Source organism: Enterobacter sp. 3U4, assembly GCF_057224565.1.
This window is the reverse complement of the sequence record NZ_CP136665.1, coordinates 1,619,455-1,644,831: the sequence shown is the minus strand read 5'-3', so window position 1 is coordinate 1,644,831 and position 25,377 is coordinate 1,619,455. Positions and strand designations below refer to the sequence as shown.

Genomic DNA, 25,377 nt, shown 5'->3' with positions numbered 1-25,377 from the left:
TGCAATTTGTGCTCCCCGCATCATTTTTTGTCACAACAAACCCGGCCGTCTTTTGCTATAACTTCAAATGCATACTTGCAGATAACATGGAAAACTATCATGCGTACTCAAACTTTTTTTAAAGTTGCAGTGCTTACTGGTCTGTTGGCGTTAGCGGGCTGTTCTTCAAAAGTCGCTGCGCCAGAACAATACTCCGGCTTTTTAAAAGATTACTCAGGCTTGCAGCAAACGACTTCGGCGACGGGAAAACCAACGCTGCGTTGGGTTGACCCTTCATATAATGAAGCGAATTATGACAATATCGTCTGGAACCCGATTACGTATTATCCCGTTCCAAAACCAACCACGCAGATTGGTCAGAAAACACTGGATGAGTTGCTGAACTATACCAACAACAAAATGAAAACCGCGATTGGCCAGCGTAAACCTATCGTCACTACGCCAGGGCCGCGTAGCCTGATTTTCCGCGGTGCGATTACCGGGGTAAGCTCGAAGAAAGAAGGTCTGCAATTCTATGAAGTGGTGCCTGTCGCGCTGGTTGTAGCGGGTACGCAAATGGCGACGGGTCACCGCACAATGGATACCCACCTGTACTTTGAAGGTGAGTTAATTGATGCGAAAACCGGTAAGCCGGTCATTAAAGTGGTTCGTAAAGGCGAAGGTAAAGAGCTGAATAACGAAAGCACACCGATGACCTTTGCAACGCTGAAGCAGGTTGTTGATGACATGGCGACGGATGCCACCATGTTTGATGTTAAAAAGACAGCAAAATAAAATAAAAGGGCCTGCGTAATGCAGGCCTTTTTATTTACGCAATCCGTAAGCGCCTGAACCAGGTTTCCGGTTTGGTAAACATCACCATATTTCCCCCCAGAATCAGCACTAATCCCACAATACCGTTGATATGCCAGACGTAGCCTTCATAGACCGTGGAGATGGAGAGCGCCACCAGCGGAAAGAGCAGCGTGCTGTAGGCCGCTTTGCCCGGACCAATGCGTCCCACCAGCGTGAAGTAGGCGCCAAAAGCAATCACCGAGCCAAACAGGGCCAGATACACCAGCGCGCCGATATAGCTCACCGTCCATTCCGGCACAAAGCTATCGCCTCTGAACAGGGCAATGCAGCCCATCACCAGCGTGCCATAGAGCATCGCCCAGGCGTTGGTGGTCATGGTTTCAAGGCCTCTGCGCTGATGGCGCATGCTGATCATATTGCCCAGCGAGAAGCCGTAGGTACCGAGTGCGGAAAGCCCAATACCGGTCAGGAGCGACGCGCTCCAGCCGCTGGCCAGCAGATCGTCCCAGAAGAGGGTGACGATCCCAACCAGCCCCAGTGCCGCCGCCGTCCAGAAACGCGCGGGCGGGCGCTGCCCGAAGAAAATAAAGCTGTTAATGGCGTTGTAGAGCACGGCCATGGAGAAGATCACCGACTCCAGCCCGGTGTTGATGTGCGAGGCTGCGGCGTAAAAACACCAGAAGTTAAAGCAGAAAACACAGCATCCCTGAAGCAGGCAAAAAAGATGATCCCGTAGCGCCAGCGCGCGCAGGCGACGCAGGGCGAGTAACACCACCATCATGGTGAGGCTGGCGACGGCGAAGCGCCAGAAAATCGACACCGGCGCCGCGACGGGGCCCTGCTGAAGAAAAATCGCAATCCAGGTGGTTCCCCAGATAATGACCACGAGTCCATATAATAATGCGTTCATAGTTGTCTCTTCTCAAACCGCGGAAGCCCGCAGTATGGCGCTGAGATGCGTAACGGGCTTTCACCGGCTTGCGGGTGACTTGCAAAATCTTGCGCTTTTTTCTTCCCAGGGGGCTGGCAACGGGGGACAACTCTTCTTAGACTGATATTCCCATCAATCATGCGCTAACGGTTATGTCTTACGCTTACGATACCTTTGAAACGCTTTGCCAACAGAATGCAGTCCTGCGGGAAACCGTCTCGCTGAATTCGGGTATTCAGCTGGCAGCGTGGTACAACAAGCACGACACGATAACCGTTAAAAGCAACCATCATACCCTCAGCCTGTACGTGGCGGACGGCTACGAAAGCTATCAAAAAACGCCGGGCGGCTGGAAGAACGGCGGGGGGCCGGACCGTTTCTGCCTGATGCCAAAAGAGAGCGAATCGACGTGGGATATCCGAGACGACCTGTCGTTCGTGCATCTCTACTGCACCGATGAACATCTGCGCGACGTGGGGGAAAAGATCTGGGACAAGCGGCCGCTTTCGCTGACGCTGGACGAGCGCATTTTTGGTAGCGATCCGAAGATCACCGCGCTGTATCGTCAGTTTTTGCTCGGCTGCGACTGGCAGCAGCACGCCAACCAGCTCACCCTGAGCACGGCCTCTACGCTGCTCCTGACCCATCTGCTGCAAAACTACTCTAACGTTCAGTGGAAGCTGCCGGTCGTCACCGGCGGGCTATCGCCATTCGTGCTGCGCAACGTGCTGGCCTTTATCGAAGAGAATCTGGGCCAGCCCCTGACGCTGGCTGAACTGGCGGCGCAGGCCGCCCTCAGCGAATACCATTTTGCCCGCATGTTCCGCCAGTCGACGGGGCTGGCGCCGCATCAGTACGTGATGCAGAGGCGAATGGAAAAAGCGAAGGCCCTGGTGCAGCACACGACTACGCCGCTGACGGACATCGCCCTTGCCTGCGGGTTTAACTCCGCCAGCCACTTCAGCAACCGCTTTCGCAGCGCGACGGGCATGACGCCTTCGCAGCTACGCGCGGCGAGCGCGTGAAAACAGGGCGTAACATACCCCGCCCAGCACCAGCCCCCAGAATGCCGAACCGATGCCCAGGATTGTCACGCCGCTTGCGGTCATCAGAAACGTGACGATAGCCGCGTCGCGTTCCGCTTCGTGATTCAGCGCCTGATATAAACTCCCGCTGATGGTGCCCAGCAGCGCCAGGCCTGCCAGCGTCTGGATCCAGCTGAGCGGCAAAGCGGCCATCAGCCCGGTAATGGAGCCACCGAAAATTCCCGCCAGCAGATAAAACCCTCCCGCTGCGATGGCCGCCAGCCAGCGTTTATCCGCATCCGGGTGTGCATCCGGGCTTTGGCAAATGGCGGCGGTAATGGCCGCAATGCAGATTGAAAAGACGCCAAACGGAGAAAACAGCAGCGCCAGTCCCCCCGTGACGATAATGAGCGGTGAGACCGCCAGCGGGTAACCGGAGGCTTTCATCGTGGCGAAACCCGGCGCGTTTTGCGAGGCCATGGTCACCAGGAAGAAGGGCACGCCAATACTCACCAGACTGGTGAAGGTGAACGTGGGCGCAATAAACTCAGGCATCACAAGGGAGAGCGAGAGCTTATCCGTGACAACGTCACCACCGGCCCATGCCACAATACCGCCCACCAGAAGCGTGACCACGATGGCATAGCGCGGCGACAGCGCTTTCGCGATCAGCCACGCCGCAATCATGCTGCCGCACAGCAGAAAGTGCCCCTCCAGATGCGCAAACGCGTGCAGGCCAAACTGAAGCAATACCCCGGCCAGCATGGCGGCAGCAAGCGAATGGGGGATCAGCTTCATCAGGCGGGCGAAAAGCCCGGTAATGCCGCAGAGTAAAATAAGCGCGTTAGCAAAGATGAACACGCCGATGGTTTCCGCCAGCGTGACGCCGTGCAGGCTGGTGGCGAGCAGCGCCGCGCCGGGCGTCGACCAGGCGGTCAGTACTGGCGCTTTGTACCACCAGGAAAGCGCCAGCGTGCTGACGCCCATCCCAATCCCCAGCGCGGTCATCCAGCCCGCAATCTGCTGCGCGCTGGCGCCTGCCGCGGCGGCGGCCTGCCAGATGATGGCGGCCGAGCTGGCGTAACCGACCAGCACGGCGACAAATCCAGCCAGTGCGACTGGAATAAGATGAGAGGAAGGGCGCATGAAAACTCCGTTGTGCGTTATAACGTCCGGAGTAAGGTAGCACTGTGCGCTATAGCGTACAAGTGGTATGCTGAACGTCACCAGGAGGGAACATGGACATCACACGACATCTTGCAACCACATTGAAAACGCTGCGCCAGGCGCGCGGCTGGAGTTTGTCGAAGCTCGCGGACGAGACCGGCGTGTCAAAGGCCATGCTCGGACAAATCGAGCGTAATGAATCAAGCCCCACGGTGTCGACGCTGTGGAAAATTGCCACCGGGCTGAACGTGCCGTTTTCCGCCTTCATTACGCCTGAGGCGGACCAGCAGGCGGTATTTGACCCGCAGCAGCAGGAGATGGTCGTAAAGCCGCTCTTTCCATGGGACGAGGCGCTCCGTTTTGATTATTTCTCCATTACCCTGGCATCCGGCGCCCTGAGCGAGTCCACGCCGCACGAGGCGGGAGTGATTGAACATGTCGTGGTGGTCAGCGGCGAGCTGGAGATGAAGCTCGACGGCAAATGGCAGACGATTTCAGCCGATTCGGGCGTCCGTTTCGCCGGCGATAAACCGCATGCCTACCGCAACAGCAGCGACCGGACGGTGCATTTTCACTCCCTGATTCATTATCCCCGCTGAGGCTACGCAAAACTGTTTCGCTGACGCATACTTCTGACTACAATAGCCGCCATTTTGACCATAACGGATAACGACGAAGTATGCGCCTGCAATCCCATCATCTTGAACTTTTAAGCCCGGCCCGTGACGCCGCCATTGCCCGTGAAGCGATCCTTCATGGCGCAGACGCCGTCTACATTGGCGGCCCAGGCTTCGGTGCCCGCCATAACGCCAGCAACAGCCTGAGCGATATTGCTGAACTGGTGCCGTTCGCCCACCGTTTCGGGGCGAAAGTGTTCGTGACCCTGAACACCATTCTTCATGATGATGAGCTGGAGCCCGCGCAACGTCTGATTACCGATCTCTACCAGGCCGGCGTTGATGCCCTGATCGTTCAGGATATGGGCGTTCTGGAGCTGGATATTCCGCCCATTGAACTGCATGCCAGTACCCAGTGCGATATTCGTACGGTCGAGAAGGCGAAGTTTCTCTCCGACGTCGGCTTTTCGCAGATCGTTCTGGCGCGCGAGCTGAACCTGAATCAAATCCGCGATATTCACCAGGCGACAGACGCGACGATTGAATTCTTTATCCACGGCGCGCTGTGCGTCGCCTATTCCGGCCAGTGCAACATTTCCCACGCGCAGACGGGGCGCAGCGCCAACCGCGGCGACTGTTCACAGGCCTGCCGTCTGCCGTATACCCTGAAAGACGATCAGGGCCGCGTCGTGGCGTTCGAAAAACACCTGCTTTCGATGAAGGATAACGATCAGACCGCCAACCTGGGCGCGCTGATTGACGCGGGCGTGCGTTCCTTCAAGATTGAAGGGCGCTACAAAGATATGAGCTACGTGAAGAACATCACCGCGCACTATCGCCAGATGCTTGACGCCATCATCGAAGATCGCGGCGATCTGGCGCGCGCGTCGGCCGGTCGTACCGAGCATTTCTTTATTCCGTCGACGGACAAAACGTTCCACCGCGGCAGCACGGACTATTTTGTGAATGCCCGTAAAGGGGATATCGGCGCGTTTGACTCACCGAAGTTTATCGGCTTACCGGTTGGCGAAGTGCTGAAAGTGGCGAAAGACCACCTTGATGTTGCGGTGACGGAACCGCTGGCGAACGGCGATGGCCTTAACGTGATGATTAAGCGTGAAGTCGTGGGCTTTCGCGCCAATACGGTCGAGAAAACCGGTGAGAACCGCTACCGCGTCTGGCCGAATGAAATGCCCGCCGATCTCTACAAGGCGCGACCGAACGCGGCGCTTAACCGTAACCTCGATCACAACTGGCAGCAGGCGCTGCTGAAAACCTCCAGCGAACGTCGTATCGCGGTGGATATTGAACTGGGCGGCTGGGAAGAGCAGCTGATTCTGACCATGACCTGTGAAGACGGCATCAGCGTAACGCATACGCTTGATGGCCTGTTCGAGGTGGCAAACAACGCGGAAAAAGCGCTTAACAGCCTGAAGGATGGCGTGGCGAAGCTGGGCCAGACGATTTACTACGCGCGCGCTATAGACGTGAATCTGCCGGACGCGCTGTTCGTGCCGAACAGTCTGCTTAACCAGTTCCGCCGCGAAACGGCTGAGATGCTGGATGCCGCGCGCCTGGCACAGTATCCGCGTGGAAGCCGTAAAGCGGAAGCCATCCCTGCGCCAGTATACCCGGACACCCATTTATCCTTCCTCGCTAACGTCTACAACCATAAAGCGCGTGAATTCTATCATCGCCACGGCGTGCAGCTGATTGACGCGGCCTATGAAGCGCATGAAGAGAAGGGCGATGTGCCGGTGATGATCACCAAGCACTGCCTGCGCTTTGCGTTTAACCTGTGTCCTAAGCAGGCGAAAGGCAACATAAAGAGCTGGAAGGCCACCCCAATGCAGCTGGTAAACGGTGATGAAGTTCTGACCCTCAAGTTCGACTGCCGTCCTTGCGAAATGCATGTGATTGGTAAGATGAAAAACCATATCTTCAAAATGCCGCAGCCAGGCAGTATCGTGGCGTCCGTCAGCCCGGACGATCTGATGAAAACCCTGCCAAAACGCAAGGGCAGCTAATCACCGAACGTGCGTGTCGGGTTTGCGCGATTTCTGCCACAGGTGGTGTTCGCGCAAACCCTCCGCCGACTCTTCCGCAGCGCTTCGCAACTCGTCGCTGTCGGCTTCATGACGAAGCTGATGCGCCACATTCTTGACCCAAAGATATTCATGTCCTTTGTGCCCGGCCATAAGCTGGCCAGAAAAGAGCGCACAGATAAGCATGACGAGAGATAACCCTTTTTTAATCATGGATTCACCGCTTAAAAACAATGCGGGACGATCATGTCGATTATTTTTAAGGGTTATTATTCAAAAATTAAAATTAGCGCAAAGAAAATGTCAAATAATGTGCGTTCGAAATAGTGGTTAGGACATTTCCTAAAAACAACTGAATCTTTGTAAACTACCATTTCTGGTCCACAATTGGACGTATGCATAAAGGATTAATCTTATATAATAGCGATCTTAGGCTAAGGAACAGGTCATTCATAAATGAAAAAAATAATAGCGCTTGCGCTTGTGGTGGCGGCTGTTGGAGCCGTCGCAGCGATTCGTTATGCAGGTAATGACGAACCAGAATATATTCAATCAGCAGAAATGCGCGTGGGTTCTTATTTAACCAGCGATTATGGTGGCGTTGCCTGCGCCAGCAAAAAAGTGAACGATCAGCGTTGGGAATTAGATTGTACTCATCAGGCAAGAGGTAAAACATTCCAGTTCGCGGTGTATCCCTCTGAAAAAGCACCTTATGGTGTCGCTCGCTCCTTTTATCTTGAAGCCATTAATGACGACGCAAAAGAGAGCGCTGAGCAGGGTCTTATGCGTTATTTGCAGATAAACACCCATACAGGTTAATAAGGTTGTTTAGCGTTCGTTAAGGATACAGGTGTTAGGTTGTAAGCGATCCGCAGCCCGGCCATGGAGTGTCGGGACGTAGAGACCAAAATACAAATCTATCCATGCAAGCATTTACCGCCATTTTTGGCGGTTTTTTTTGCGCAGCGTTTACCGCGGTTTTATGGCATCAGTCGATAGTGCGACTGCACCAGGCCTGAAGGGAAGCTGCGGCTGGATACCAGCGTCAAATCGATATCTCCGGACAGGGCGCCAAACAGCGATTTACCCGAGCCGAGCAGGACAGGAACGGTCGTGATCACCATATCGGCGACCAGTCCTTCCCGCAGAAACGACTGTATCACCTGCCCACCATCCAGATAGACGCGACGCACGTTCTGCATCGCCAGGTCGTCGAGCACTTCCTTGGGCGTGCGGTCGGAAAACTGTACTTTGCCCCTCAATGCATCTGGCACGGGCGTGTCGGCCAGCTGCCGGGAGAGCACCAGCACGGGCCGGTCATACGGCCATGTGTCAAAAGTCCGTACCTTCTCATAGCTCCCCCGGCCCATGACAATCCACTCTTTGTCTGCGATGAACGCCGCATAGCCATGATCCTCAATCGGGTCATCGCGCTGCAGCAGCCAGTCGATATCGTCATTATGTCGGGCGATATAGCCATCGAGACTGGTTGCGATAAAAACGTGTGTGGTGACCATCATGCTCTCCATATTCCTGCGAAACAAAAAGACTGACGCCTCAGCGAGCAGTACCGGAATGAGAAAATTGTTTGCGGTACTGGGCCGGGGAAATCGCGAACTGCTGGCGAAAATGATGGCGGAGCGTCGATGCCTGGCCAAACCCGGTCTGTTCCGCGATGCTGTCGATGCTTAAACGACTGCTTTCCAGATAATCCTTCGCGCGCAGCAGGCGTTCATTAATCAACCAGCGAACAGGCGTCGTCCCCGTGGCCGCTTCAAATCGGCGAAGAAAAGTGCGCTGGCTCATGCCGACGCGGCGCGCCAGCGAGTCGATGCTGTGCGGCTCGTTAAGATGCGTGTGCAGAAAATCAAACAGCTGGCCGAGACGTTGACTCTCCCGCAGCTGCGCCACAGGGCGGCTCAGCTGTTGTGGCTGTGAACCATCCCGGTGAGGGGGAATGACCAGCCGACGCGCCACGCTGTTGGCGGTTTCCATTCCATAATCTCTTCGTACAACGTGAAGGCAGAGATCGATCCCCGCCGCGCTGCCTGCGGAAGTGAGTATATCGCCTTCGTCCTGGTAGAGCACATCCTCCACCACGTCGATGTCAGGGAAGCGGGTTTTTAGCGTCTCAATGTAGCGCCAGTGCGTCGTGGCTTTACGTCCATCCAGTAGCCCCGAGGCGGCCAGCACAAACACGCCCGAGCAGATGGAGAGCAGTTGACACCCTCGCGCGCTGGCCTGACGTAATGCGTTGCAGAGCGCGTCCGGAACCGGCGAGTCCAGCCCCCGCCAGCCCGGCACTACGATCAGATCGGCAGACTCAAGCAGGGAGAGATCGCCATCGGTAATAATACGGATCCCGCCTGTTGCCCGAAGCTCACCGCAGTCAACGCTTGCCACGGCAAAACGATACCAGTCGTCGCCCAGCTCGGGGCGCGGCAGGCCGAAGATTTCCACCGCTACGCCAAACTCAAAGGTACACAGACCGTCATATGCCAGCACTACCACCTTCGGGCGGGCAATCTGTCTTAACGTTGTCATCTTTTTGCTGTTTTCTGGCATAAGCGAGCGCATTCACGGGCTGAATTTGTGGATAGAGTAGTGTTAACACAAACGCCAAAGATGAGGAAGGATCATGAGCTATGTTACTGAATTTCCGGCCGCCGAGCCGCAGGAAGCCGTTACCCATTTCCTGCGCCGCCTGAGCGTCGAAACCGACTGCGCCGACGTGCACCATGCCATCGCCAGTAATGAACAGGACTTCGTCCTGCTGCACGTGGTGGGAAGCCCGGAGCAGTTTGCCCGCCGTCACGTGCCGGGCGCTCTGCATATGCCGTGGAGCCAGATGACCGCTGAGCGCATGGCCCAATGGCCCGAAGGGACGCTGTTTGTCGTCTACTGCGCAGGGCCGCACTGTAACGGCGCGGACAGAGCCGCGCTCAAGCTGGCGCGCCTTGGGCTGCCGGTCAAAATCATGCTGGGCGGGATTACCGGCTGGGAAGATGAACGATTCGCCTTTGCCAGCAGCGAAACCGCTGCCGCGCTGTGAAGATGAATTTTTTTCAACACCCGTGAAATTTTCTCGTTTGCCGGCGCCGGTGAGGTATGACATTGTTTTTGGACATTTAGACATCCAGAAGTCTAAAACTTCAAATAATGAATTATCACTGCGGGCAATTATCGCCGGCAGACTGAGGAGATTTTATGCAACGACACCACGCCCCGTTCCGCGCCGATGTAGTCGGCAGTTTTTTACGCCCGGATGCCATCAAGCAGGCTCGCCTGAAGTTCGCCGGCGGCGAAATTGACGCCGGACAGCTTCGCGCGGTGGAGGACGAGGCCATTCGCCACGTCGTTGAGCAGCAGTGTGCGTGCGGTCTGCATGTGGTCACCGACGGTGAGTTTCGCCGCGCGTGGTGGCACTTCGACTTCTTTGACGGTCTGCAGGGCGTTGAGCGTTACGATTCGCAGCAGGGTATTCAGTTTAACGGGGTACAAACCAAAGCCCATGGCGTACGCGTCACCGGCAAGCTGGGCTTTGGCGAGCATCCGATGCTGGAAGACTTTCGCTATCTGAAAAGCATCAGCGGGAACGCCCAGCCGAAAATGACCATTCCCAGCCCGAGCGTGCTCCATTTCCGCGGCGGTCGTAAAGACATTGATGCGACCGTCTATCCGGACCTGAACGTCTATTTTGACGATCTGGCTACCACCTGGCGCGACGCCATTCGGGCCTTCTACGATGCGGGCTGCCGTTATCTGCAGCTGGATGACACCGTCTGGGCCTATCTCTGCTCGGACGACCAGCGCCGTCAGATCCGCGAGCGCGGCGATGATGCTGATGAGCTGGCGCGCATCTATGCCCGCGTGCTGAACAAGGCGCTGGAGGGCAAGCCTGACGACCTGACCATCGGATTGCACGTCTGTCGCGGCAATTTCCGCTCCACCTGGATTTCCGAAGGCGGCTATGAGCCGGTGGCGGAAGTGCTGTTCGGAACGGTTAACGTTGACGCCTTCTTCCTCGAATATGATAACGACCGCAGCGGGGATTTCGCACCATTGCGCTTTGTTCGCCCGGGCAAGCAGCAGGTGGTACTGGGTCTTATTACCACGAAAAACGGCGAGCTGGAGAACCCGGAGGGGATTAAAGCCCGTCTGGAAGAGGCGGCGAAATACGTGGCGAAAGAGCAAATTTGCCTCAGCCCGCAGTGCGGCTTTGCCTCTACCGAAGAGGGCAACAGCCTGAGCGAAACCCAGCAGTGGGACAAAGTCCGTCTGGTCACGCAGATCGCCAGCGAAGTCTGGTAAAACATCCTCATCAGCGCTGCATTATAAAAGTGCAGCGCTGTGCCATTCTGAGACGTTCTCTTTACATCCGGCGTTCCCCTCCCAGAAATAGCGCTATCTCCATTCTGGCATTCTTTTTGCTCCTGCTTCGCTGACACATTTATTTCCGCGTCCACGCCGTAACGGACGTTTTCGCACAGCGTTCTTTTTCAGGAGTGAAAATATGCACCGTCGTACTTTATTAAAAGCCTTCGCGTTGTCTGCGTCCGTCGTGGCGATGGGGATGAGTTTTGGCGCACAGGCGGCCGATACCATCAAAGTGGGGATCATGCATTCTCTTTCCGGCACGATGGCTATCTCCGAGACTCCGCTGAAAGATGTCGCCCTGATGACTATCGATGAGATCAACGCCAAAGGCGGCGTGCTGGGCAAGAAGCTGGAGCCGGTGGTGGTGGATCCGGCCTCGAACTGGCCGCTGTTTGCCGAGAAAGCGCGCCAGCTGTTAAGCCAGGATAAAGTGGCGGTGGTATTCGGCTGCTGGACCTCGGTTTCGCGCAAATCCGTGCTGCCGGTCTTTGAGGAGCTGAACGGACTGCTGTTCTATCCGGTGCAGTATGAGGGCGAGGAAATGTCGCCAAACGTCTTCTATACCGGCGCGGCGCCGAACCAGCAGGCGATCCCGGCGGTGGAATACCTGATGAGCGAAGACGGCGGCGCGGCGAAACGCTTCTTCCTGCTGGGAACCGATTACGTCTATCCACGCACCACCAACAAGATCCTGCGCGCGTTCCTGCATTCGAAAGGGGTGGAGGATAAGGATATCGAAGAGGTTTATACCCCGTTTGGTCATAGCGACTACCAGACCATCGTCGCCAACATCAAAAAATTCTCTGCGGGCGGTAAAACCGCCGTGGTGTCGACCATCAACGGCGACTCCAACGTACCGTTCTACAAAGAGCTGGCTAACCAGGGGCTGAAGGCGACCGACGTGCCGGTAGTGGCATTCTCCGTGGGCGAAGAAGAGCTGCGCGGGATCGACACCAAACCGCTGGTGGGTAACCTGGCGGCGTGGAACTACTTTGAGTCCGTCGATAATCCGACTAACCAGGCGTTCGTGGCGGATTACAAAGCCTATGCGAAGGCGCACAAGCTGCCGAACGCCGATACCGTGGTGACCAACGACCCGATGGAAGCGACTTACGTGGGGATTCATATGTGGGCGCAGGCGGTGGAAAAAGCGGGCACTACCGACGTGGACAAAGTGCGTGCGGCGATGGCCGGCCAGTCCTTTAAGGCGCCGTCTGGCTTTACGCTCACCATGGATGCCACCAACCACCATCTGCATAAGCCGGTCATGATCGGTGAAATCGAAGGCAACGGCCAGTTTAACGTGGTGTGGCAGACCGAACAGCCGGTACGCGCCCAGCCGTGGAGCCCGTTCATCGCCGGGAATGACAAAAAGCCTGACCAGCCGATGAAAACCGCCAGCAACTAAGCCATCACCGCAGGGAGAAACGTCATGAACGCCATGCGCATGTTCATCGCTCTTGTATGGCTTTCCGGACTGCTGTCAGGGATGGCGCAGGCATCGGATGCCGATCGTTTTGTTGCCGCCAGCCGCAGCCAGCAGGCGGATTTGTTGACGCAGTGGGCCGCCGCGCCGGATGCGTCCAGGCTGCCGCTCCTTAAGGCGCTGCAAAAGGAAAACCTCTACGTCGATACGCAAAAGCACGCCTTTACTCAACGCGATGGCAACGTCATCCCGCTGGGTGAAAGCCAGACGGCAGAAGGGCAAACCAAAGCCGTGCGCCTGACGAACCGGCTTCGCGTGCTTGCTGCAACCGCCATCGCCACGCATCAGCTGGTGAGTGACAGTGTCACCGAAAGGCGAGCAGCGGCGCGCCAGCTGCAGCGCGATGCCCAGCCCGGGATGCTCGCTTTTCTGGAAAAGCGTGTGACCGCTGAAACGGATGCCGTGGCGCGTCAGGCGCTGCTGCTCGCGGTCGCGGATCTCCAGCTGGCTAGCCCGCAGGCCGAGGTGCGCCGCAGGGCCGTCGAATTGTTAGGCCAGTCAGACGATCCGGACGTACAGTCCAGACTTACCCCCTTTACCCAGCCACAGACTGAGCCGGATAGCGGCGTTCGCGCGGCCGCAGAAGAGAGTCTTAGCCAGATCCAGCACCGACTGATGTGGGGCGATCTGCTGGGCCAGGCGTTTATGGGGCTGTCCCTCGGGTCGGTGCTGCTGCTGGCCGCGCTGGGGCTGGCTATCACCTACGGCCTGCTGGGCGTGATTAACATGGCCCACGGCGAGATGCTGATGCTGGGGGCATATGCCACCTGGATGGTACAGCAGGCGATGGCCGGGCTTGCGCCCCAGTGGCTGGCGCTCTATCCCGTTATCGCCTTGCCGGTCGCGTTCTGCCTGACGGCGGGCATTGGAATGGTGCTGGAGCGCACGGTGATCCGTCATCTGTACGGACGTCCGCTGGAAACGCTGCTGGCGACATGGGGGATCAGCCTGATGCTTATCCAGCTGGTGCGCATGACCTTTGGCGCCCAGAACCTGGAGGTGGCGAACCCGGCATGGCTCTCCGGCGGGGTGCAGGTTTTTGCCAACCTGACGCTGCCGTGGAACCGCATCGTGGTGCTGGGCTTTGTGCTGCTGGTGCTGTTCTTCACCTGGCTCATTCTGAATAAAACCCGTCTGGGGCTCAACGTGCGCGCTGTGACGCAGAACCGCAGCATGGCCGCCTGCTGCGGGGTACCGACAGGCCGCGTCGATATGCTGGCGTTCGGGCTTGGCTCAGGGATTGCGGGGTTAGGCGGCGTGGCGCTATCGCAGCTGGGTAACGTCGGGCCGGAGCTGGGTCAGGGCTACATTATTGACTCCTTCCTCGTGGTCGTTCTCGGTGGCGTAGGCCAGCTGGCAGGCAGCGTGGCCGCGGCGTTTGGTCTGGGCATTTTCAATAAAATTCTTGAACCGCAGATGGGAGCGGTGCTGGGCAAGATCGTGATTCTGGTGGCGATCGTGCTGTTTATTCAGAAGCGTCCCCAGGGTCTGTTTGCGCTGAAAGGGAGGGTAATTGACTGATGAGCCAGCCGCTGACCTTAACGCTGGCGCGCAAAGCGCCACGCACAACGCAACTTGCAGGCAGCCTGCTGGTGGTATGTCTGCTGATATTACCGTTTTTCGCCTTACTGCCTGCGACGCATCCGCTGGCGCTGTCGACCTGGATGCTGACGCTGATTGGCAAGATCCTCTGCTATGCCATCGTTGCGGTGGCGCTGGATCTGGTGTGGGGCTATGCCGGTATGCTGTCGCTTGGGCACGGGATCTTCTTCGCGCTGGGCGGCTACGCGATGGGCATGTACCTGATGCGCCAGGCCGCGGGTGACGGTATGCCCGCGTTTATGTCGTTTCTCTCCTGGAGCGAACTGCCGTGGTTCTGGTGGGGAACGCAGCATTTTGCCTGGGCGCTGGTCTTGATTGTGATGGTGCCGGGGCTGCTGGCGCTGGTTTTTGGCTGGTTTGCCTTCCGCTCAAAGATCAAAGGGGTCTATTTCTCGATTATGACCCAGGCGCTGACCTATGCCGGGATGCTGCTGTTCTTTCGCAACGAAACCGGCTTTGGCGGCAATAACGGCTTTACCGGCTTCACCACGCTGCTCGGGTTTTCGGTAACAGAAACGACTACCCGTATCGCGCTGTTTCTGGCAACCGTTATGTTGCTGCTCCTGGCCCTGGGCACCGGATTTGCGCTGGCAAAGAGCAAGTTTGGCCGCATCCTGACCGCCGTTCGCGACGCCGAAAACCGCCTGACGTTTTGCGGCTACGATCCGCGCGGGTTCAAGCTGCTGGTGTGGACGCTCTCTGCCGTGCTGTGCGGCCTGGCGGGGGCGCTCTATGTCCCGCAGGTGGGCATTATCAACCCGGGCGAAATGTCGCCGACAAACTCGATTGAGGCCGCCATCTGGGTAGCGCTGGGTGGCCGCGGCACGCTGGTGGGGCCAGTGATTGGCGCGGCGCTGGTGAACGGGGCGAAAAGTTTCTTCACCGTTGCGATGCCGGAATACTGGCAGCTGTTTCTGGGGCTGATTTTTATCGCCGTTACGCTGTTTTTACCGCGCGGCGTCTACGGACTGTTTCGTAAGGGAGAAAAATAATGCAGCCAGCCGAAGGATTATTTACCCGCCAGCTACCCGGCGATCGTTACCGCGAGCAGACCGACCCGGTTCTGCAGCTTGAGGCGATTAACGTCAATTTTGATGGCTTTCAGGCCCTGACCGATCTTTCGCTTAATATCGGCGTAGGCGAGCTGCGCTGCGTGATCGGTCCCAACGGTGCCGGTAAAACCACGCTGATGGACGTCATTACCGGCAAAACTCGGCCAAAGAGCGGCAGGGCGATTTACGACCAGTCCATCGACCTGACCGCGCTGGAGCCTGCGGCCATTGCCCGCCAGGGCATCGGGCGTAAATTCCAGAAACCCACGGTCTTTGAGGCGCTGACGGTGTGGGAAAACCTGGAGATCGCGATGAAAAGCGATAAGTCCGTCTGGGCGAGCCTGCGGGCAAAACTCAACGGCGCGCAGCGCGACCGGATCGATGAGATGCTGGTTTTACTGCGGCTGACCGGCGAGCGCGACCGCCGCGCCGGGCTGCTTTCCCACGGACAAAAGCAGTTTCTGGAGATTGGCATGCTGCTGGTGCAGGACCCGCACCTGCTGCTGCTGGATGAACCCGCCGCCGGGATGACCGATGCGGAAACGGAATACACCGCAGAGCTGTTCAAAACGCTGGCGGGCAAACACTCTCTGATGGTGGTGGAGCACGATATGGGTTTTGTTGAAACCATCGCCGACCATGTGACGGTGCTGCATCAGGGGCGGGTGCTGGCGGAAGGATCGCTTCGCGAGGTTCAGGCCAACGAGCAGGTGATTGAGGTCTATCTGGGACGTTAAGGAGAGGGAATGTTACAGGTCAACGAACTGAATCAGTATTACGGCGGTAGCCATATCCTGCGCGGCGTGAGCTTTGAGGCCGTCACCGGCGAAGTCACCTGCCTGCTGGGTCGCAACGGCGTGGGGAAAACCACGCTGCTGAAGTGTCTGATGGGGCTGATCCCGGCGAAAACCGGGGAGATCATCTGGCAGGGAAAAACGATCACCCACAGTAAACCGCACCAGCGGGTACAGTCCGGCGTGGCGTATGTCCCGCAGGGACGTGAAATTTTCCCGCGCCTGACCGTGGAGGAGAACCTCCAGCTGCGGCTGTCGCGATTTTCCGCCCGCGAGGCGAAGCAGGTGCCGGAGGAGATCTGGCAGCTGTTCCCGGTGCTCAAAGAGATGAAGCATCGTCGCGGGGGAGATCTCTCCGGCGGGCAGCAGCAGCAGCTGGCGATTGGTCGCGCGCTGGCGAGTCGTCCGCAGCTGCTGATCCTGGATGAACCGACCGAAGGCATACAGCCTTCCGTCATTAAAGAGATCGGCCATGTGATCCGCACCCTGGCAAACAGAGGTGACATGGCGATCCTGCTGGTGGAGCAGTTTTACGACTTTGCCGCCGAGCTGGCCGACAGCTATCTGCTCATGTCCCGCGGCACCATTATTCAGCGCGGGCGGGGCGAAAACATGGAGCAGGAGGGCGTTCGAGGCCAGGTTGCGATTTGAAATGTTATAATATAACATTCTCATTTTTATGAAACGGAATGAGGATGTTATGTTGGCTGCACATATTGGAAAATTTGCCATGACTCTGGGGGCGCTGCTGGTCAGCGGCCAGCTATTTGCTCACTCGCACGGCCATCAGATGACCGAAGCGGAACAGAAAGCGGCGAACGGCGTGTTTGAGGATAAAGACGTGAAGGACAGAACGCTGTCTGACTGGGACGGGACCTGGCAGTCGGTCTATCCGTTCCTGCTTGATGGTTCGCTGGATCCGGTCTTTAAACAGAAAGCCCAGAAGGATAAAAGCAAATCCTTTGATGAGGTGAAAGCCTACTACCGCAAGGGTTATGCGACGGACGTGGATGCCATCGGCATCGAAAATAACGTGATGGAATTCCATCAGGGGAAAGCGGTCAGCCGCTGTCAGTATGATTACAGCGGCTACAAAATTCTGACCTACGCATCAGGTAAGAAAGGCGTTCGCTATCTGTTTGAGTGTAAGGACGCCGCCAGCAAAGCGCCGAAGTTCGTGCAGTTCAGCGACCATACCATCGGACCGAAGGCCTCCTCGCACTTCCATATCTTCATGGGCAACACCTCCCACGAGGCGCTGCTGAAAGAGATGGACAACTGGCCGACCTATTACCCGAACGAGATGTATAAAGAGCAGGTGGTGGAGGAGATGTTGCACCACTAGATTTTTGCTTTTGCCGGGTGGCGGCTTCGCCTTACCCGGCCTTTTCTACGCCGCTTTGGGCGACTCGCACCACGCCTTCACGCTCATCCCGCGCAAAATCATCAGCCAGGCCATGACGATGGCGACCATCATGATCGCAAACAAGGACCAGTGCGGCAGGTTGGTCAGGATGATGCCGGTGATCATCGGGTTTGCCGCCGCACCGAGCCAGCCCAGCGCCTGCGCGGAGAAATAGCTCGCCTTCATTCCCGGTGGCGCAATGTTGTCGATCAGCATGTATTCACCCGGCGCATAAATAATCTCACCCAGAGTAAAGATGGCGGCAGCAATGCCCCAGTAAACCAGGTTTTCACCGGAGATCATAAAGCCGCCCAGCCCCACGATAAAAAACAGGGTGGCGAGGGTCATCAGCGGGCGGATATTGCTGGCTGAGATTTTGCGGCCCAGCGCATATTGAAGGGTCACCACCACGGCGGCGTTGACGGGCAATACTACGGCCACCACTTTTTCTGCGAAATCGCTGTCCGCATGCGCGGCCAGAACGTATTGCGAAATGCAGGTCGCGAACGACCCGCCAACGTAGGACGCGAGCAGGCCAGAAAGGGTGTACCAGAACAGCGCGCGGTCTTTCAGCAACACCGATGGCTGCCAGGGCATCTTCTCCTCTGCGGTATCTAACGCCACGCTTTTTTGCACAAAGAAATGGATGAATCCCAGCGGCAGGGCGGCGCAGAAGGCCGCCAGCCAGAACGGCAGCTGCAGGCTGTACATCACCAGCAGGGTGCCAATCGGTGGTCCGATCGTCCAGCCAATGTTCAGGAAGCTGTAGTTCAGCGAGAAGACGCGCGCCTTTTGGCTCGTGGTGAGCACGTCGGAGAACCAGGCCTTCAGCACCGTCGAAAAGACGGAATAGGCGCAGTTGATCAGCGCAAAGAACAGCACCACCAGCGTGACGTTATCGACCAGGGGGATCGCGACAAACCCCGCGATAAAGGCCACTATTGCGATCAGCATGTAGCGTTTTTTATCAAACTTATCGGCCAGAATGCCAAATCCCAGGCTGAATACCACGCCAATGGTCAGCGCCACGGTCAGGGCATAACCAATATTCTCAACGCTCATGCTGTAGACGCGCGTGAGATAGATGGTCATGAACGGCAGCGTTGCCCCTCTACCGATGGTTAACAACAATGACGATGCCAGCAGCGCTGCGGTTGAGCGCCTGAGAGATGGTTTCATATTCCTGCCCGACAGTTGCTTATGCTTTTATTAGAGGTGTGTTAACAGGATTACCATGACATAAGGGGCTTGTATAGCACCTGATTTATCCCTAAGTGCTTCAGCTGCCTGCCAGAAATAATGATCTTCTCGTGACGTACTTTTTTCTGTTACCTTGAAGTGTTAACAAATTATTAATAATTCAGGGGCTGGATATGACGCGGAAAGACGGGCTGCTGGCGTTGCTGGTGGTCGTAGTATGGGGGCTCAATTTTGTGGTCATTAAGCTGGGGCTGCATAATATGCCGCCGCTGATGCTGGCCGGTTTACGCTTTATGCTGGTCGCTTTCCCGGCCATCTTCTTTGTGGCGCGTCCAAAGATCCCTTTTAAACTGCTGCTGGGCTACGGTCTGACCATTAGCTTTGGCCAGTTCGCGTTTCTCTTTTGCGCCATCAAGTTTGGAATGCCGGCGGGTCTTGCCTCGCTGGTGTTACAGGCGCAGGCGTTCTTTACCATTATTCTCGGGGCGTTTGTGTTTGGCGAGCGTCTGCAGGGCAAACAGCTGGCGGGGATCGCGCTGGCGGTGTTCGGCGTGCTGGTGCTCATAGAGGCCAGCCTGAATGGTCAGCACGTGGCGCTGCTCGGGTTTATGTTGACGCTGGCGGCGGGGCTGAGCTGGGCCTGCGGGAATATCTTCAACAAGCTGATCATGCAGCACGAGGCGCGCCCGGCGGTAATGTCGCTGGTGGTGTGGAGCGCGCTGATCCCGGTTATCCCGTTTCTGCTGGCGTCGAGTCTTCTGGACGGTCCGGCGGTGATGCTGAACAGTCTGGTTGACATCGATATGACCACCATCCTTTCTCTTGTCTATCTGGCCTTTGTCGCCACCATTGTGGGCTACGGGATCTGGGGATCGCTGCTGGGGCGGTATGAAACCTGGCGCGTCGCACCGTTATCCCTGCTGGTGCCGGTGGTGGGGCTTGCCAGTGCGGCACTCTTACTGGATGAAACGCTGAGCGCGCTGCAGCTGTTTGGCGCCGTGCTGATCATGGCCGGGCTGTACATTAACGTGTTTGGTCTGCGGGTTCGTCGGACGACGCGGGTAAGCGAAAAGGCATAAAAAAAGCCCCGCATCTGCGGGGCAAAAACGAATCAGAAGCCGTGCTGATTATAATAAGGCACGCCTAATTCGTCGGATTTGTCGCTACCAGCACCCATATGGTTGAAATCATAAGGCGACTGGTCATGTGCTGACGGCAAAATCATCGTATCAGGATTATTTTGCTGCGTTGCACGAGGGGGTTGCTCCGCGAAGGTCTGGCTGGAGAACAGCACCAGCAAGGCGAGGGCGGCGGAGGCGATAACTTTCATGATTTCCTCGGTTACGTCTGTTACAGGCGATGATTAACTACAGTGTTTTAACGGATACAGGTATCGGGATTCACCCGGCACGCTGGTGATTCGGTACTTATGAGGCGGCACGTCAAAATAGTTCTTGAACGTACGCGTCAGGGTTTGCTGCGATTCAAATCCGTAACGCTCCGCCAGATAAAGGATCGGCTCATTGCTTTCTTTCAGTTTCTGGGCAATTTCCGTCAGCTTGCGGCTGCGAATGTATTGACCTAATGAATGACCGGTCTCTTTTTTGAACATCCGTTGCAGGTGCCATTTGGAGTAACCTGAACGCTCTGACACTTTTTCAAGGGAGAGCGGCGATTCCAGGTTATCTTCGATCCAGTCCAAAATGCTATGAATGGTGATAGCGTCAGTATTGCGTCTGGACATCGTCATACCTCTTTTTCTGTTTACGGCAGTATTTTTTTGAGCAGAAGCTCAAGAGTTGCCACTTCATCTGCCGTTAAGTTTTTTGTTAGTTCCTGATGCAGTGTTTGTCCTACTAATTGATGACATTGCTCGCACATGGCCGCGCCATCGCTGGTTAGCTTCACCAGTACGCCGCGTTTGTCATTCGGGTTAGGGCTTCGTTCTATCCATCCTTTGCAGACGAGACGATCGAGCATGCGGGTTAACGCACCCAGATCGACAGAGAGCACCTTTTTCAGCTCAACCGGCGTGATACACACTTCGCAGCGAATGGAACACAGCACTTTGAACTGTGTTGCGGTGATATCCAGCGGTGACAGGTAGTCATTGAGCAGGCGGTCTTTTTTCTGATTTACCATATGAATAAGACGACCCAGCGGAACAACGTCGTTAAAGATATCACTGGTGCTTTTCACAATGGTTGCCCTGGCAAGTAGTTAGTCACGGCAGATATTATTGCTCAGGCAAGTATAAGTCAACTGAATGAGTCAGCCGATGCCACGAATTGCTAAAACGTTTCATGAATTTTTTTTGAGGTCTTTCAAATCATATAGATAACTGACAGTTATCTTTTCTAAAGGAAAATAATCGTTACGTTGCGCCCATGGCTGAATGTCGCACTTTCCCCCTATAATTTCTGTGTTAAATATGGATAAGGACGACAACGCACTATGTTGGATTTAATTAAAGCAGTCAGCCTTGGGCTGGTGGTCTTGCTGCCGTTGGCTAACCCGTTAACGACGGTGGCGCTTTTCCTCGGGCTGGCAGGGAATATGAACAGCGCCGAGCGCAACCATCAGTCGATGATGGCCTCGGTGTATGTGTTTGCCATCATGATGGTGGCTTATTACGCCGGACAGGTGGTGATGAATACCTTCGGGATTTCCATCCCTGGTCTGCGTATCGCCGGGGGGCTGATTGTGGCCTTCATTGGTTTCCGCATGTTGTTCCCGGCGCAGAAAGCGCATGAGTCGCCGGAAGCGACCAGCAAATCGGAAGAGCTTGAAACCGAACCGAGTGCGAATATCGCCTTTGTGCCGATTGCCATGCCGAGCACGGCGGGGCCGGGGACCATCGCGATGATCATCAGCTCCGCGTCAACGGTGCGTGACAGCGCAACCTTCCCGGACTGGGTGCTGATGATTGCGCCACCGCTGATTTTTGCGATTATCGGTCTTATCGTGTGGGTGTCGCTGCGGAGCTCTGGCGCTATTATGCGCTGGGTAGGTAAGGGCGGTATCGAGGCAATTTCCCGTCTGATGGGCTTCTTGCTGGTCTGTATGGGCGTGCAGTTTATTATTAACGGCGTGCTGGAAATTATTAAGACCTATCATTAAGTTCATTGCCGGGTGGCGGCTTCGCCTTACCCGGCCTACGAAATCCGTCTTTTTGTAGGCCGGGTAAGCGCAGCGCCACCCGGTACCAACAATCCTCACCCGTGCTGACCCTGTTCCTCCAGCGCTACCGGCCATTTACGGAAGATGAGCACTGACCAGATCAGCGCCACCAGGGCCGGAATAGCCCCCAGATAGCCAATCGCCGACATCGACACGTGCAGTATGACCTGATTTCCCACCAGCGCCCCCGCGCCAATGCCCAGATTGAAAATCCCCGAGAACAGCGACATGGCGACGTCCGTCGCATCCGGCGCCAGGGCCAGCACTTTCACCTGCATACCCAGGCCAATAATCATAATCGCCACGCCCCAGAACAGGCTGAGGATCGCCAGATGGCTTTCGCTGCCCGCGGCGGGCATCAGCAGCAGCAGGCAGGCCAGCAGCAGGCCGATGGCGCTGCTCACCAGCACGGAGGCGTGCCGGTTACCCAGCTTGCCAAACAGAACGCTGCCAACAATGCCAGCGCCGCCGAGGATAAGCAGTAATACGGTGGCAAAGTTGGCGCTAAAGCCCGCTACCACCTGCACAAACGGTTCAATATAGCTGTACGCTGTGTAGTGGGCCGTCACGACGATGGCCGTCAGCAGGTAGATGCTCAGCAGCGCAGGGCGACGCATCAGCAGCGGCAGGCTTTTCAGCGAGCCGGAATGTTCGCTCGGCAGCGCGGGCAGCAGTTTAATCAGACACACCAGCGTAACCAGCGCGCCCATGCCGATGGCGAAGAAGGTCGTGCGCCAGCCAAAGTATTGCCCCACGATGCGGCCGATCGGCAGACCCAGCACCATCGCCAGTGCGGTACCGGTGGCAATCAGGCTCAGCGCCTGAGCGCGTTTTCCCGCCGGTGTCAGGCGAATCGCCAGCGAAGCGGTGATCGACCAGAACACCGCATGGGCAAAGGCAATGCCGATGCGGCTCATGACCAGCACCGTAAAGTTCCACGCCATAAACGACAGCACGTGGCTCGCAATGAACAAGACAAACAGACCGATCAGCAGCCTGCGACGCTCCATCTGGCTGGTCAGCAGCATAAACGGCAAGGACATCAGCGCTACCACCCAGGCGTAGATGGTCAACATAATGCCCACCTGAGCCGTTTCCATCTGGAAACTGTCAGCGATGTCAGACAACAGCCCAACCGGAACAAATTCTGTGGTATTAAAAATAAACGCGGCAATGGCCAGCGTGACCACGCGTAGCCACGCAACCCTGCGGGAAACTGTGTTCGTTGTCATAGGGATGTCGGAGATTCGTTGCTGAAAAGAAGAGGAGACGATCTTAAAACGTCAAACGGCGAAAACTCAACCATTATGTGATGCAGATCTCAATATTTACCTTATGAAAGCGGTAGCCGGGAACGCTGTTTTCATTGAATATAAAAGAACAACACAATAAAAACAGGCGGTAATACAATGCAAGAAATTGATTTTTATCTGGTGGATGCCTTCAGCGACAAAACCTTTGGCGGAAACGCGGCAGCGGTATGTCCTCTGGAAGAGTGGCTGCCGGACGAGACGCTGCTCAAAATGGCGCAGCAGCATAACCAGTCTGAGACCGCCTTTTTCGTCCGTACCGACGGTGGTTTTGAGCTGCGCTGGTTTACCACGCTGGATGAAATTAACCTGTGCGGCCATGCCACGCTTGCCGCATCGCACGTTATTTTTGAATACCTTGACTATCCGCACACTGAAATCACCTTCACCACGCGCTTCGTGGGTGAACTGACGGTTAAACGCAGCGGCGACTGGCTGACGCTGAACTTCCCCGCGTGGTCAACGGAGGTGGTCGAGAACCCACCTGCGCTGCTTTTTAGCGGTCTGGGCATCACAGAGGCAAAAGAGGTGCGCGTGGGTCGGGATTACATGGTGGTGCTGGAGAGCCAGCAGCAGGTAGAAGCGTTAACGCCGGATATTGGGGCCATGCTTCCGCTGGATAAAATGGTCTGCGTGACGGCGCCGGGAGAAAACTATGACTTCGTCAGCCGCTTCTTCTGCCCGGGCGAAGGGGTGCCGGAAGACCCGGTTACCGGATCTGCCCACAGCATGCTGATCCCTTACTGGAGCGAAAAGCTGGGTAAAACGTCGCTCAATGCCCGCCAGGTGTCACACCGTGGCGGAGATCTGCGCTGCGAATTGAAGGGCGACCGCGTGCTGATCGGCGGTCAGGCCACCCTGTATCTGAAAGGGCGTGTCTTTTTGCGCTAACAGGGCGGAGCGATAAGTTAATACTATGAAGCACCCTGGCAGGCCTGCGCTATGTTGAAATTTAGCCTCATAAAAAAGCAAGGAGCCTGCCATGTATTCCATTACCTCTGAATCTGCTCGTCACCCGGACATTCTCGGCCTGATCGCGGCGCTTGACCGCTATCAGAGCGAACTCTATCCCGCCGAAAGTAATCATCTGCTCGATCTGGCTGCACTGCCGGAAGCCTCGCTGATCCTGATGATCGTTCGCGACCAGCAGCTTCAGGCCGTTGGCTGTGGCGCTATCGTGCTCAACGGCGACGGTACGGGCGAGATGAAGCGGGTCTATATCGATCCGGCACATCGCGGGCAGCATCTGGGAGAGACTCTGCTGGCCGCCCTGGAAGATGAGGCCCTGAGCCGTCATTGTCATACCGTAAGGCTGGAGACGGGCATCAAACAGCATGCCGCAGTGCGGCTGTATGAGCAGTGCGGATACGATTTACGTCCGGCATTTCCCCCATACGTTGACGACCCGCTCAGCCTGTTTATGGAGAAGGCGCTGGTTGAAGACGTTCGTTTAGCAGCGCTATAAAGGCCTCCAGCTGGCGGGTCATCGCCCCGCGTCGCCACACCAGCCAGGTAGTCAGCCAGCGCCAGTTCTCCGCCAGCGGCCAGGCTTCCACCTGATGATGCCCAGGCATACTCTCCAGCATCGAGCGCGGCATCAGCGCGATGCCCGCGCCCGCAATGACGCAGGCGAGCATGCCGTGGTAGGACTCCATCTCATGAATGCGGCCGGGCGTGGCGCGGTCAGCGTGAAACCAGCTCTCCAGGTGTCGGCGATACGAGCAGTTGGCCCGAAAGGCATAAACGTCGCTGCCGCTGACCTGCGCGGCACGCGTCACCTCCGCGTGCCCGGCAGGCGTGACCAGCATCATCTCTTCCCGGTAGACCGGCATTCCTTCCAGCTCCGGGTGCGACAGCGGCCCGTCGACGAAGGCGGCGCTGAGGGTTCCCTCCAGTACGCCATCAATCATCGTCCCGGATGGTCCGGTCGAAAGGGCAAACTGGATGCGCGGATAGCGCTGGTTAAACTGCGCCAGCGTTTCAGGAATGCGCACGGCGGCGGTGCTTTCCAGCGCGCCGAGGGCAAATAACCCTTGCGGTTCATCCCCCGCGACAACCATGCGCGCTTCATCCACCAGCGCGAGGATCTGCTTGCTGTAGCGCAGGAAGTTATGTCCAGCCGGGGATAAACGCAGACGCTGGTTCTCACGAATAAACAGCTCAACGCCCAGATCGGCTTCCAGCTGGCGGATGCGGGTCGTCAGGTTGGACGGCACGCGATGCACCTTCTGCGCCGCCTGGGTGATACTGCCCGTCAGCGCGACGGCGTTAAACATCTCAAGCTGGGTTAAATCCATAATATTCTCGTTTTGTGAATAAGGTGGTTAGTATTATTCATTTTTAAGAAATAGCAGAGTGGGCCACAATTAATCAACCGAAAAACGTGGAGAA

28 protein-coding genes are annotated in these 25,377 nt (G+C 56.7%); 17 read left to right on the top strand and 11 right to left on the bottom strand.

Annotated features, from left to right (window positions below; translation table 11 throughout):
* Window positions 1-99: 99 nt before the first annotated feature.
* Window positions 100-774, top strand: a complete 675-nt coding sequence (locus RVY89_RS07760; RefSeq protein WP_484827420.1) for a DUF3313 domain-containing protein — start codon at window positions 100-102, stop codon at window positions 772-774.
* A gap of 34 nt (window positions 775-808) precedes the next feature.
* Here the strand turns inward: RVY89_RS07760 and RVY89_RS07755 are convergent, their stop codons facing one another.
* The gene (locus tag RVY89_RS07755) at window positions 809-1,705 is read right to left on the bottom strand and encodes a DMT family transporter (RefSeq protein ID WP_484827419.1); all 897 of its coding nucleotides are present in this window, start codon (window positions 1,703-1,705) and stop codon (window positions 809-811) included.
* Window positions 1,706-1,878: 173 nt separating this feature from the next.
* Here RVY89_RS07755 and RVY89_RS07750 point away from each other — a divergent pair, with 173 nt between their 5' ends.
* Window positions 1,879-2,751 carry a helix-turn-helix transcriptional regulator gene (locus tag RVY89_RS07750; RefSeq protein WP_484827418.1) on the top strand — a complete coding sequence of 291 codons (873 nt, stop codon included), beginning with the start codon at window positions 1,879-1,881 and terminating at the stop codon, window positions 2,749-2,751.
* Here the strand turns inward: RVY89_RS07750 and RVY89_RS07745 are convergent.
* Window positions 2,731-3,897 carry a benzoate/H(+) symporter BenE family transporter gene (locus RVY89_RS07745; protein ID WP_484827417.1) on the bottom strand — a complete coding sequence of 389 codons (1,167 nt, stop codon included), beginning with the start codon at window positions 3,895-3,897 and terminating at the stop codon, window positions 2,731-2,733. The genes RVY89_RS07750 and RVY89_RS07745 overlap by 21 nt on opposite strands.
* A 92-nt stretch (window positions 3,898-3,989) precedes the next feature.
* Between RVY89_RS07745 and RVY89_RS07740 the strand changes: the two genes are divergently transcribed.
* Both RVY89_RS07740 and RVY89_RS07735 read left to right on the top strand, forming a co-directional pair.
* Entirely contained in the window at window positions 3,990-4,517 is a 528-nt protein-coding gene (locus RVY89_RS07740; protein ID WP_484827416.1) for a helix-turn-helix domain-containing protein, read from the top strand.
* Between the two features lie 80 nt (window positions 4,518-4,597).
* Window positions 4,598-6,562 (top strand): peptidase U32 family protein, encoded by a 1,965-nt coding sequence (locus RVY89_RS07735; protein WP_484827415.1) that lies wholly within the window; start codon window positions 4,598-4,600, stop codon window positions 6,560-6,562.
* Here the strand turns inward: RVY89_RS07735 and RVY89_RS07730 are convergent, their stop codons facing one another.
* A complete protein-coding gene (locus RVY89_RS07730) occupies window positions 6,563-6,793 on the bottom strand; it encodes a DUF2554 family protein (RefSeq protein WP_115876065.1) in 231 nt (76 codons plus the stop codon).
* Between the two features lie 243 nt (window positions 6,794-7,036).
* Here RVY89_RS07730 and RVY89_RS07725 point away from each other — a divergent pair, with 243 nt between their 5' ends.
* Entirely contained in the window at window positions 7,037-7,399 is a 363-nt protein-coding gene (locus tag RVY89_RS07725; protein WP_484827414.1) for a hypothetical protein, read from the top strand.
* A gap of 161 nt (window positions 7,400-7,560) precedes the next feature.
* Here RVY89_RS07725 and RVY89_RS07720 read toward each other — a convergent pair whose 3' ends face one another.
* Together RVY89_RS07720 and ftrA are read right to left on the bottom strand one after the other, a co-directional pair.
* Window positions 7,561-8,097, bottom strand: a complete 537-nt coding sequence (locus RVY89_RS07720) for a dihydrofolate reductase family protein (protein ID WP_484827913.1) — start codon at window positions 8,095-8,097, stop codon at window positions 7,561-7,563.
* A 40-nt stretch (window positions 8,098-8,137) separates the two neighbouring features.
* Window positions 8,138-9,145, bottom strand: coding sequence for a transcriptional regulator FtrA (gene ftrA, locus RVY89_RS07715; protein ID WP_484827413.1), 1,008 nt, complete (start codon window positions 9,143-9,145; stop codon window positions 8,138-8,140).
* Between the two features lie 73 nt (window positions 9,146-9,218).
* Between ftrA and RVY89_RS07710 the strand changes: the two genes are divergently transcribed.
* From RVY89_RS07710 to zinT, 8 genes are all read left to right on the top strand, one after another.
* Window positions 9,219-9,632, top strand: a complete 414-nt coding sequence (locus RVY89_RS07710; RefSeq protein ID WP_484827412.1) for a rhodanese-like domain-containing protein — start codon at window positions 9,219-9,221, stop codon at window positions 9,630-9,632.
* A gap of 155 nt (window positions 9,633-9,787) precedes the next feature.
* The gene (locus RVY89_RS07705) at window positions 9,788-10,891 is read left to right on the top strand and encodes a cobalamin-independent methionine synthase II family protein (protein ID WP_484827411.1); all 1,104 of its coding nucleotides are present in this window, start codon (window positions 9,788-9,790) and stop codon (window positions 10,889-10,891) included.
* A 202-nt stretch (window positions 10,892-11,093) separates the two neighbouring features.
* Window positions 11,094-12,365: an urea ABC transporter substrate-binding protein gene (gene urtA, locus RVY89_RS07700; RefSeq protein ID WP_023618714.1), complete on the top strand. Its 1,272-nt coding sequence runs from the start codon at window positions 11,094-11,096 to the stop codon at window positions 12,363-12,365.
* 24 nt (window positions 12,366-12,389) lie between these two features.
* Window positions 12,390-13,964, top strand: coding sequence for an urea ABC transporter permease subunit UrtB (gene urtB, locus RVY89_RS07695; RefSeq protein WP_484827410.1), 1,575 nt, complete (start codon window positions 12,390-12,392; stop codon window positions 13,962-13,964).
* Window positions 13,964-15,037, top strand: a complete 1,074-nt coding sequence (urtC, locus tag RVY89_RS07690; protein WP_484827409.1) for an urea ABC transporter permease subunit UrtC — start codon at window positions 13,964-13,966, stop codon at window positions 15,035-15,037. Before urtB ends, urtC begins: the two co-directional genes overlap by 1 nt.
* The gene (urtD, locus tag RVY89_RS07685) at window positions 15,037-15,834 is read left to right on the top strand and encodes an urea ABC transporter ATP-binding protein UrtD (RefSeq protein ID WP_484827408.1); all 798 of its coding nucleotides are present in this window, start codon (window positions 15,037-15,039) and stop codon (window positions 15,832-15,834) included. The genes urtC and urtD overlap by 1 nt, the downstream gene beginning before the upstream one ends.
* Before the next feature lie 9 nt (window positions 15,835-15,843).
* The gene (urtE, locus tag RVY89_RS07680) at window positions 15,844-16,542 is read left to right on the top strand and encodes an urea ABC transporter ATP-binding subunit UrtE (protein WP_484827407.1); all 699 of its coding nucleotides are present in this window, start codon (window positions 15,844-15,846) and stop codon (window positions 16,540-16,542) included.
* Window positions 16,543-16,594: 52 nt separating this feature from the next.
* Window positions 16,595-17,236 (top strand): metal-binding protein ZinT, encoded by a 642-nt coding sequence (gene zinT / locus RVY89_RS07675; RefSeq protein ID WP_484827912.1) that lies wholly within the window; start codon window positions 16,595-16,597, stop codon window positions 17,234-17,236.
* A gap of 45 nt (window positions 17,237-17,281) precedes the next feature.
* Here the strand turns inward: zinT and ydeE are convergent, their stop codons facing one another.
* Window positions 17,282-18,475 (bottom strand): efflux MFS transporter YdeE, encoded by a 1,194-nt coding sequence (gene ydeE, locus RVY89_RS07670; protein WP_484827406.1) that lies wholly within the window; start codon window positions 18,473-18,475, stop codon window positions 17,282-17,284.
* Between the two features lie 194 nt (window positions 18,476-18,669).
* Here ydeE and eamA point away from each other — a divergent pair, with 194 nt between their 5' ends.
* Window positions 18,670-19,575, top strand: coding sequence for an O-acetylserine/cysteine exporter (gene eamA / locus RVY89_RS07665; protein WP_484827405.1), 906 nt, complete (start codon window positions 18,670-18,672; stop codon window positions 19,573-19,575).
* 32 nt (window positions 19,576-19,607) lie between these two features.
* Here the strand turns inward: eamA and marB are convergent, their stop codons facing one another.
* Genes marB through marR form a run of 3 tightly spaced genes read right to left on the bottom strand, consistent with a single transcriptional unit; the run spans window position 19,608 to window position 20,695 of the window.
* The gene (gene marB / locus RVY89_RS07660) at window positions 19,608-19,826 is read right to left on the bottom strand and encodes a multiple antibiotic resistance protein MarB (protein ID WP_159125157.1); all 219 of its coding nucleotides are present in this window, start codon (window positions 19,824-19,826) and stop codon (window positions 19,608-19,610) included.
* A gap of 33 nt (window positions 19,827-19,859) precedes the next feature.
* Window positions 19,860-20,240, bottom strand: coding sequence for an MDR efflux pump AcrAB transcriptional activator MarA (gene marA, locus RVY89_RS07655; protein ID WP_008502237.1), 381 nt, complete (start codon window positions 20,238-20,240; stop codon window positions 19,860-19,862).
* A 20-nt stretch (window positions 20,241-20,260) separates the two neighbouring features.
* A complete protein-coding gene (gene marR / locus RVY89_RS07650; RefSeq protein ID WP_008502236.1) occupies window positions 20,261-20,695 on the bottom strand; it encodes a multiple antibiotic resistance transcriptional regulator MarR in 435 nt (144 codons plus the stop codon).
* A gap of 255 nt (window positions 20,696-20,950) precedes the next feature.
* Here marR and RVY89_RS07645 point away from each other — a divergent pair, with 255 nt between their 5' ends.
* Complete coding sequence (locus RVY89_RS07645; protein ID WP_484827404.1) at window positions 20,951-21,616, top strand: MarC family NAAT transporter; 666 nt, start codon at window positions 20,951-20,953, stop codon at window positions 21,614-21,616.
* A gap of 95 nt (window positions 21,617-21,711) precedes the next feature.
* Here the strand turns inward: RVY89_RS07645 and RVY89_RS07640 are convergent, their stop codons facing one another.
* A complete protein-coding gene (locus RVY89_RS07640; protein ID WP_484827403.1) occupies window positions 21,712-22,908 on the bottom strand; it encodes a sugar transporter in 1,197 nt (398 codons plus the stop codon).
* A gap of 177 nt (window positions 22,909-23,085) precedes the next feature.
* Between RVY89_RS07640 and RVY89_RS07635 the strand changes: the two genes are divergently transcribed.
* Together RVY89_RS07635 and RVY89_RS07630 are read left to right on the top strand one after the other, a co-directional pair.
* A complete protein-coding gene (locus RVY89_RS07635) occupies window positions 23,086-23,877 on the top strand; it encodes a PhzF family phenazine biosynthesis protein (protein ID WP_371898084.1) in 792 nt (263 codons plus the stop codon).
* 91 nt (window positions 23,878-23,968) lie between these two features.
* Window positions 23,969-24,451, top strand: coding sequence for a GNAT family N-acetyltransferase (locus RVY89_RS07630; RefSeq protein WP_484827402.1), 483 nt, complete (start codon window positions 23,969-23,971; stop codon window positions 24,449-24,451).
* Here RVY89_RS07630 and ptrR read toward each other — a convergent pair.
* Complete coding sequence (ptrR, locus tag RVY89_RS07625; RefSeq protein ID WP_484827401.1) at window positions 24,405-25,283, bottom strand: putrescine utilization regulator PtrR; 879 nt, start codon at window positions 25,281-25,283, stop codon at window positions 24,405-24,407. The two genes, RVY89_RS07630 and ptrR, sit on opposite strands and share 47 nt — an antisense overlap.
* Window positions 25,284-25,377 lie beyond the last annotated feature (94 nt).

Bases quoted from the DNA above. Each gene is read 5' to 3' on its own strand.
- RVY89_RS07750 (WP_484827418.1), top strand. From the start codon at position 1,879: ATGTCTTACGCTTACGATACCTTTGAAACGCTTTGCCAACAGAATGCA.
- urtB (WP_484827410.1), top strand. From the start codon at position 12,390: ATGAACGCCATGCGCATGTTCATCGCTCTTGTATGGCTTTCCGGACTG.
- RVY89_RS07735 (WP_484827415.1), top strand. From the start codon at position 4,598: ATGCGCCTGCAATCCCATCATCTTGAACTTTTAAGCCCGGCCCGTGAC.
- urtA (WP_023618714.1), top strand. From the start codon at position 11,094: ATGCACCGTCGTACTTTATTAAAAGCCTTCGCGTTGTCTGCGTCCGTC.
- RVY89_RS07705 (WP_484827411.1), top strand. From the start codon at position 9,788: ATGCAACGACACCACGCCCCGTTCCGCGCCGATGTAGTCGGCAGTTTT.
- eamA (WP_484827405.1), top strand. From the start codon at position 18,670: ATGACGCGGAAAGACGGGCTGCTGGCGTTGCTGGTGGTCGTAGTATGG.
- urtC (WP_484827409.1), top strand. From the start codon at position 13,964: ATGAGCCAGCCGCTGACCTTAACGCTGGCGCGCAAAGCGCCACGCACA.
- ptrR (WP_484827401.1), bottom strand. From the start codon at position 25,283: ATGGATTTAACCCAGCTTGAGATGTTTAACGCCGTCGCGCTGACGGGC.
- RVY89_RS07630 (WP_484827402.1), top strand. From the start codon at position 23,969: ATGTATTCCATTACCTCTGAATCTGCTCGTCACCCGGACATTCTCGGC.
- RVY89_RS07635 (WP_371898084.1), top strand. From the start codon at position 23,086: ATGCAAGAAATTGATTTTTATCTGGTGGATGCCTTCAGCGACAAAACC.
- RVY89_RS07745 (WP_484827417.1), bottom strand. From the start codon at position 3,897: ATGCGCCCTTCCTCTCATCTTATTCCAGTCGCACTGGCTGGATTTGTC.
- urtD (WP_484827408.1), top strand. From the start codon at position 15,037: ATGCAGCCAGCCGAAGGATTATTTACCCGCCAGCTACCCGGCGATCGT.
- RVY89_RS07640 (WP_484827403.1), bottom strand. From the start codon at position 22,908: ATGACAACGAACACAGTTTCCCGCAGGGTTGCGTGGCTACGCGTGGTC.
- marB (WP_159125157.1), bottom strand. From the start codon at position 19,826: ATGAAAGTTATCGCCTCCGCCGCCCTCGCCTTGCTGGTGCTGTTCTCC.
- RVY89_RS07645 (WP_484827404.1), top strand. From the start codon at position 20,951: ATGTTGGATTTAATTAAAGCAGTCAGCCTTGGGCTGGTGGTCTTGCTG.
- RVY89_RS07760 (WP_484827420.1), top strand. From the start codon at position 100: ATGCGTACTCAAACTTTTTTTAAAGTTGCAGTGCTTACTGGTCTGTTG.
- RVY89_RS07720 (WP_484827913.1), bottom strand. From the start codon at position 8,097: ATGGTCACCACACACGTTTTTATCGCAACCAGTCTCGATGGCTATATC.
- RVY89_RS07740 (WP_484827416.1), top strand. From the start codon at position 3,990: ATGGACATCACACGACATCTTGCAACCACATTGAAAACGCTGCGCCAG.
- ydeE (WP_484827406.1), bottom strand. From the start codon at position 18,475: ATGAAACCATCTCTCAGGCGCTCAACCGCAGCGCTGCTGGCATCGTCA.
- marA (WP_008502237.1), bottom strand. From the start codon at position 20,240: ATGTCCAGACGCAATACTGACGCTATCACCATTCATAGCATTTTGGAC.
- RVY89_RS07725 (WP_484827414.1), top strand. From the start codon at position 7,037: ATGAAAAAAATAATAGCGCTTGCGCTTGTGGTGGCGGCTGTTGGAGCC.
- RVY89_RS07710 (WP_484827412.1), top strand. From the start codon at position 9,219: ATGAGCTATGTTACTGAATTTCCGGCCGCCGAGCCGCAGGAAGCCGTT.
- RVY89_RS07730 (WP_115876065.1), bottom strand. From the start codon at position 6,793: ATGATTAAAAAAGGGTTATCTCTCGTCATGCTTATCTGTGCGCTCTTT.
- ftrA (WP_484827413.1), bottom strand. From the start codon at position 9,145: ATGCCAGAAAACAGCAAAAAGATGACAACGTTAAGACAGATTGCCCGC.
- RVY89_RS07755 (WP_484827419.1), bottom strand. From the start codon at position 1,705: ATGAACGCATTATTATATGGACTCGTGGTCATTATCTGGGGAACCACC.
- urtE (WP_484827407.1), top strand. From the start codon at position 15,844: ATGTTACAGGTCAACGAACTGAATCAGTATTACGGCGGTAGCCATATC.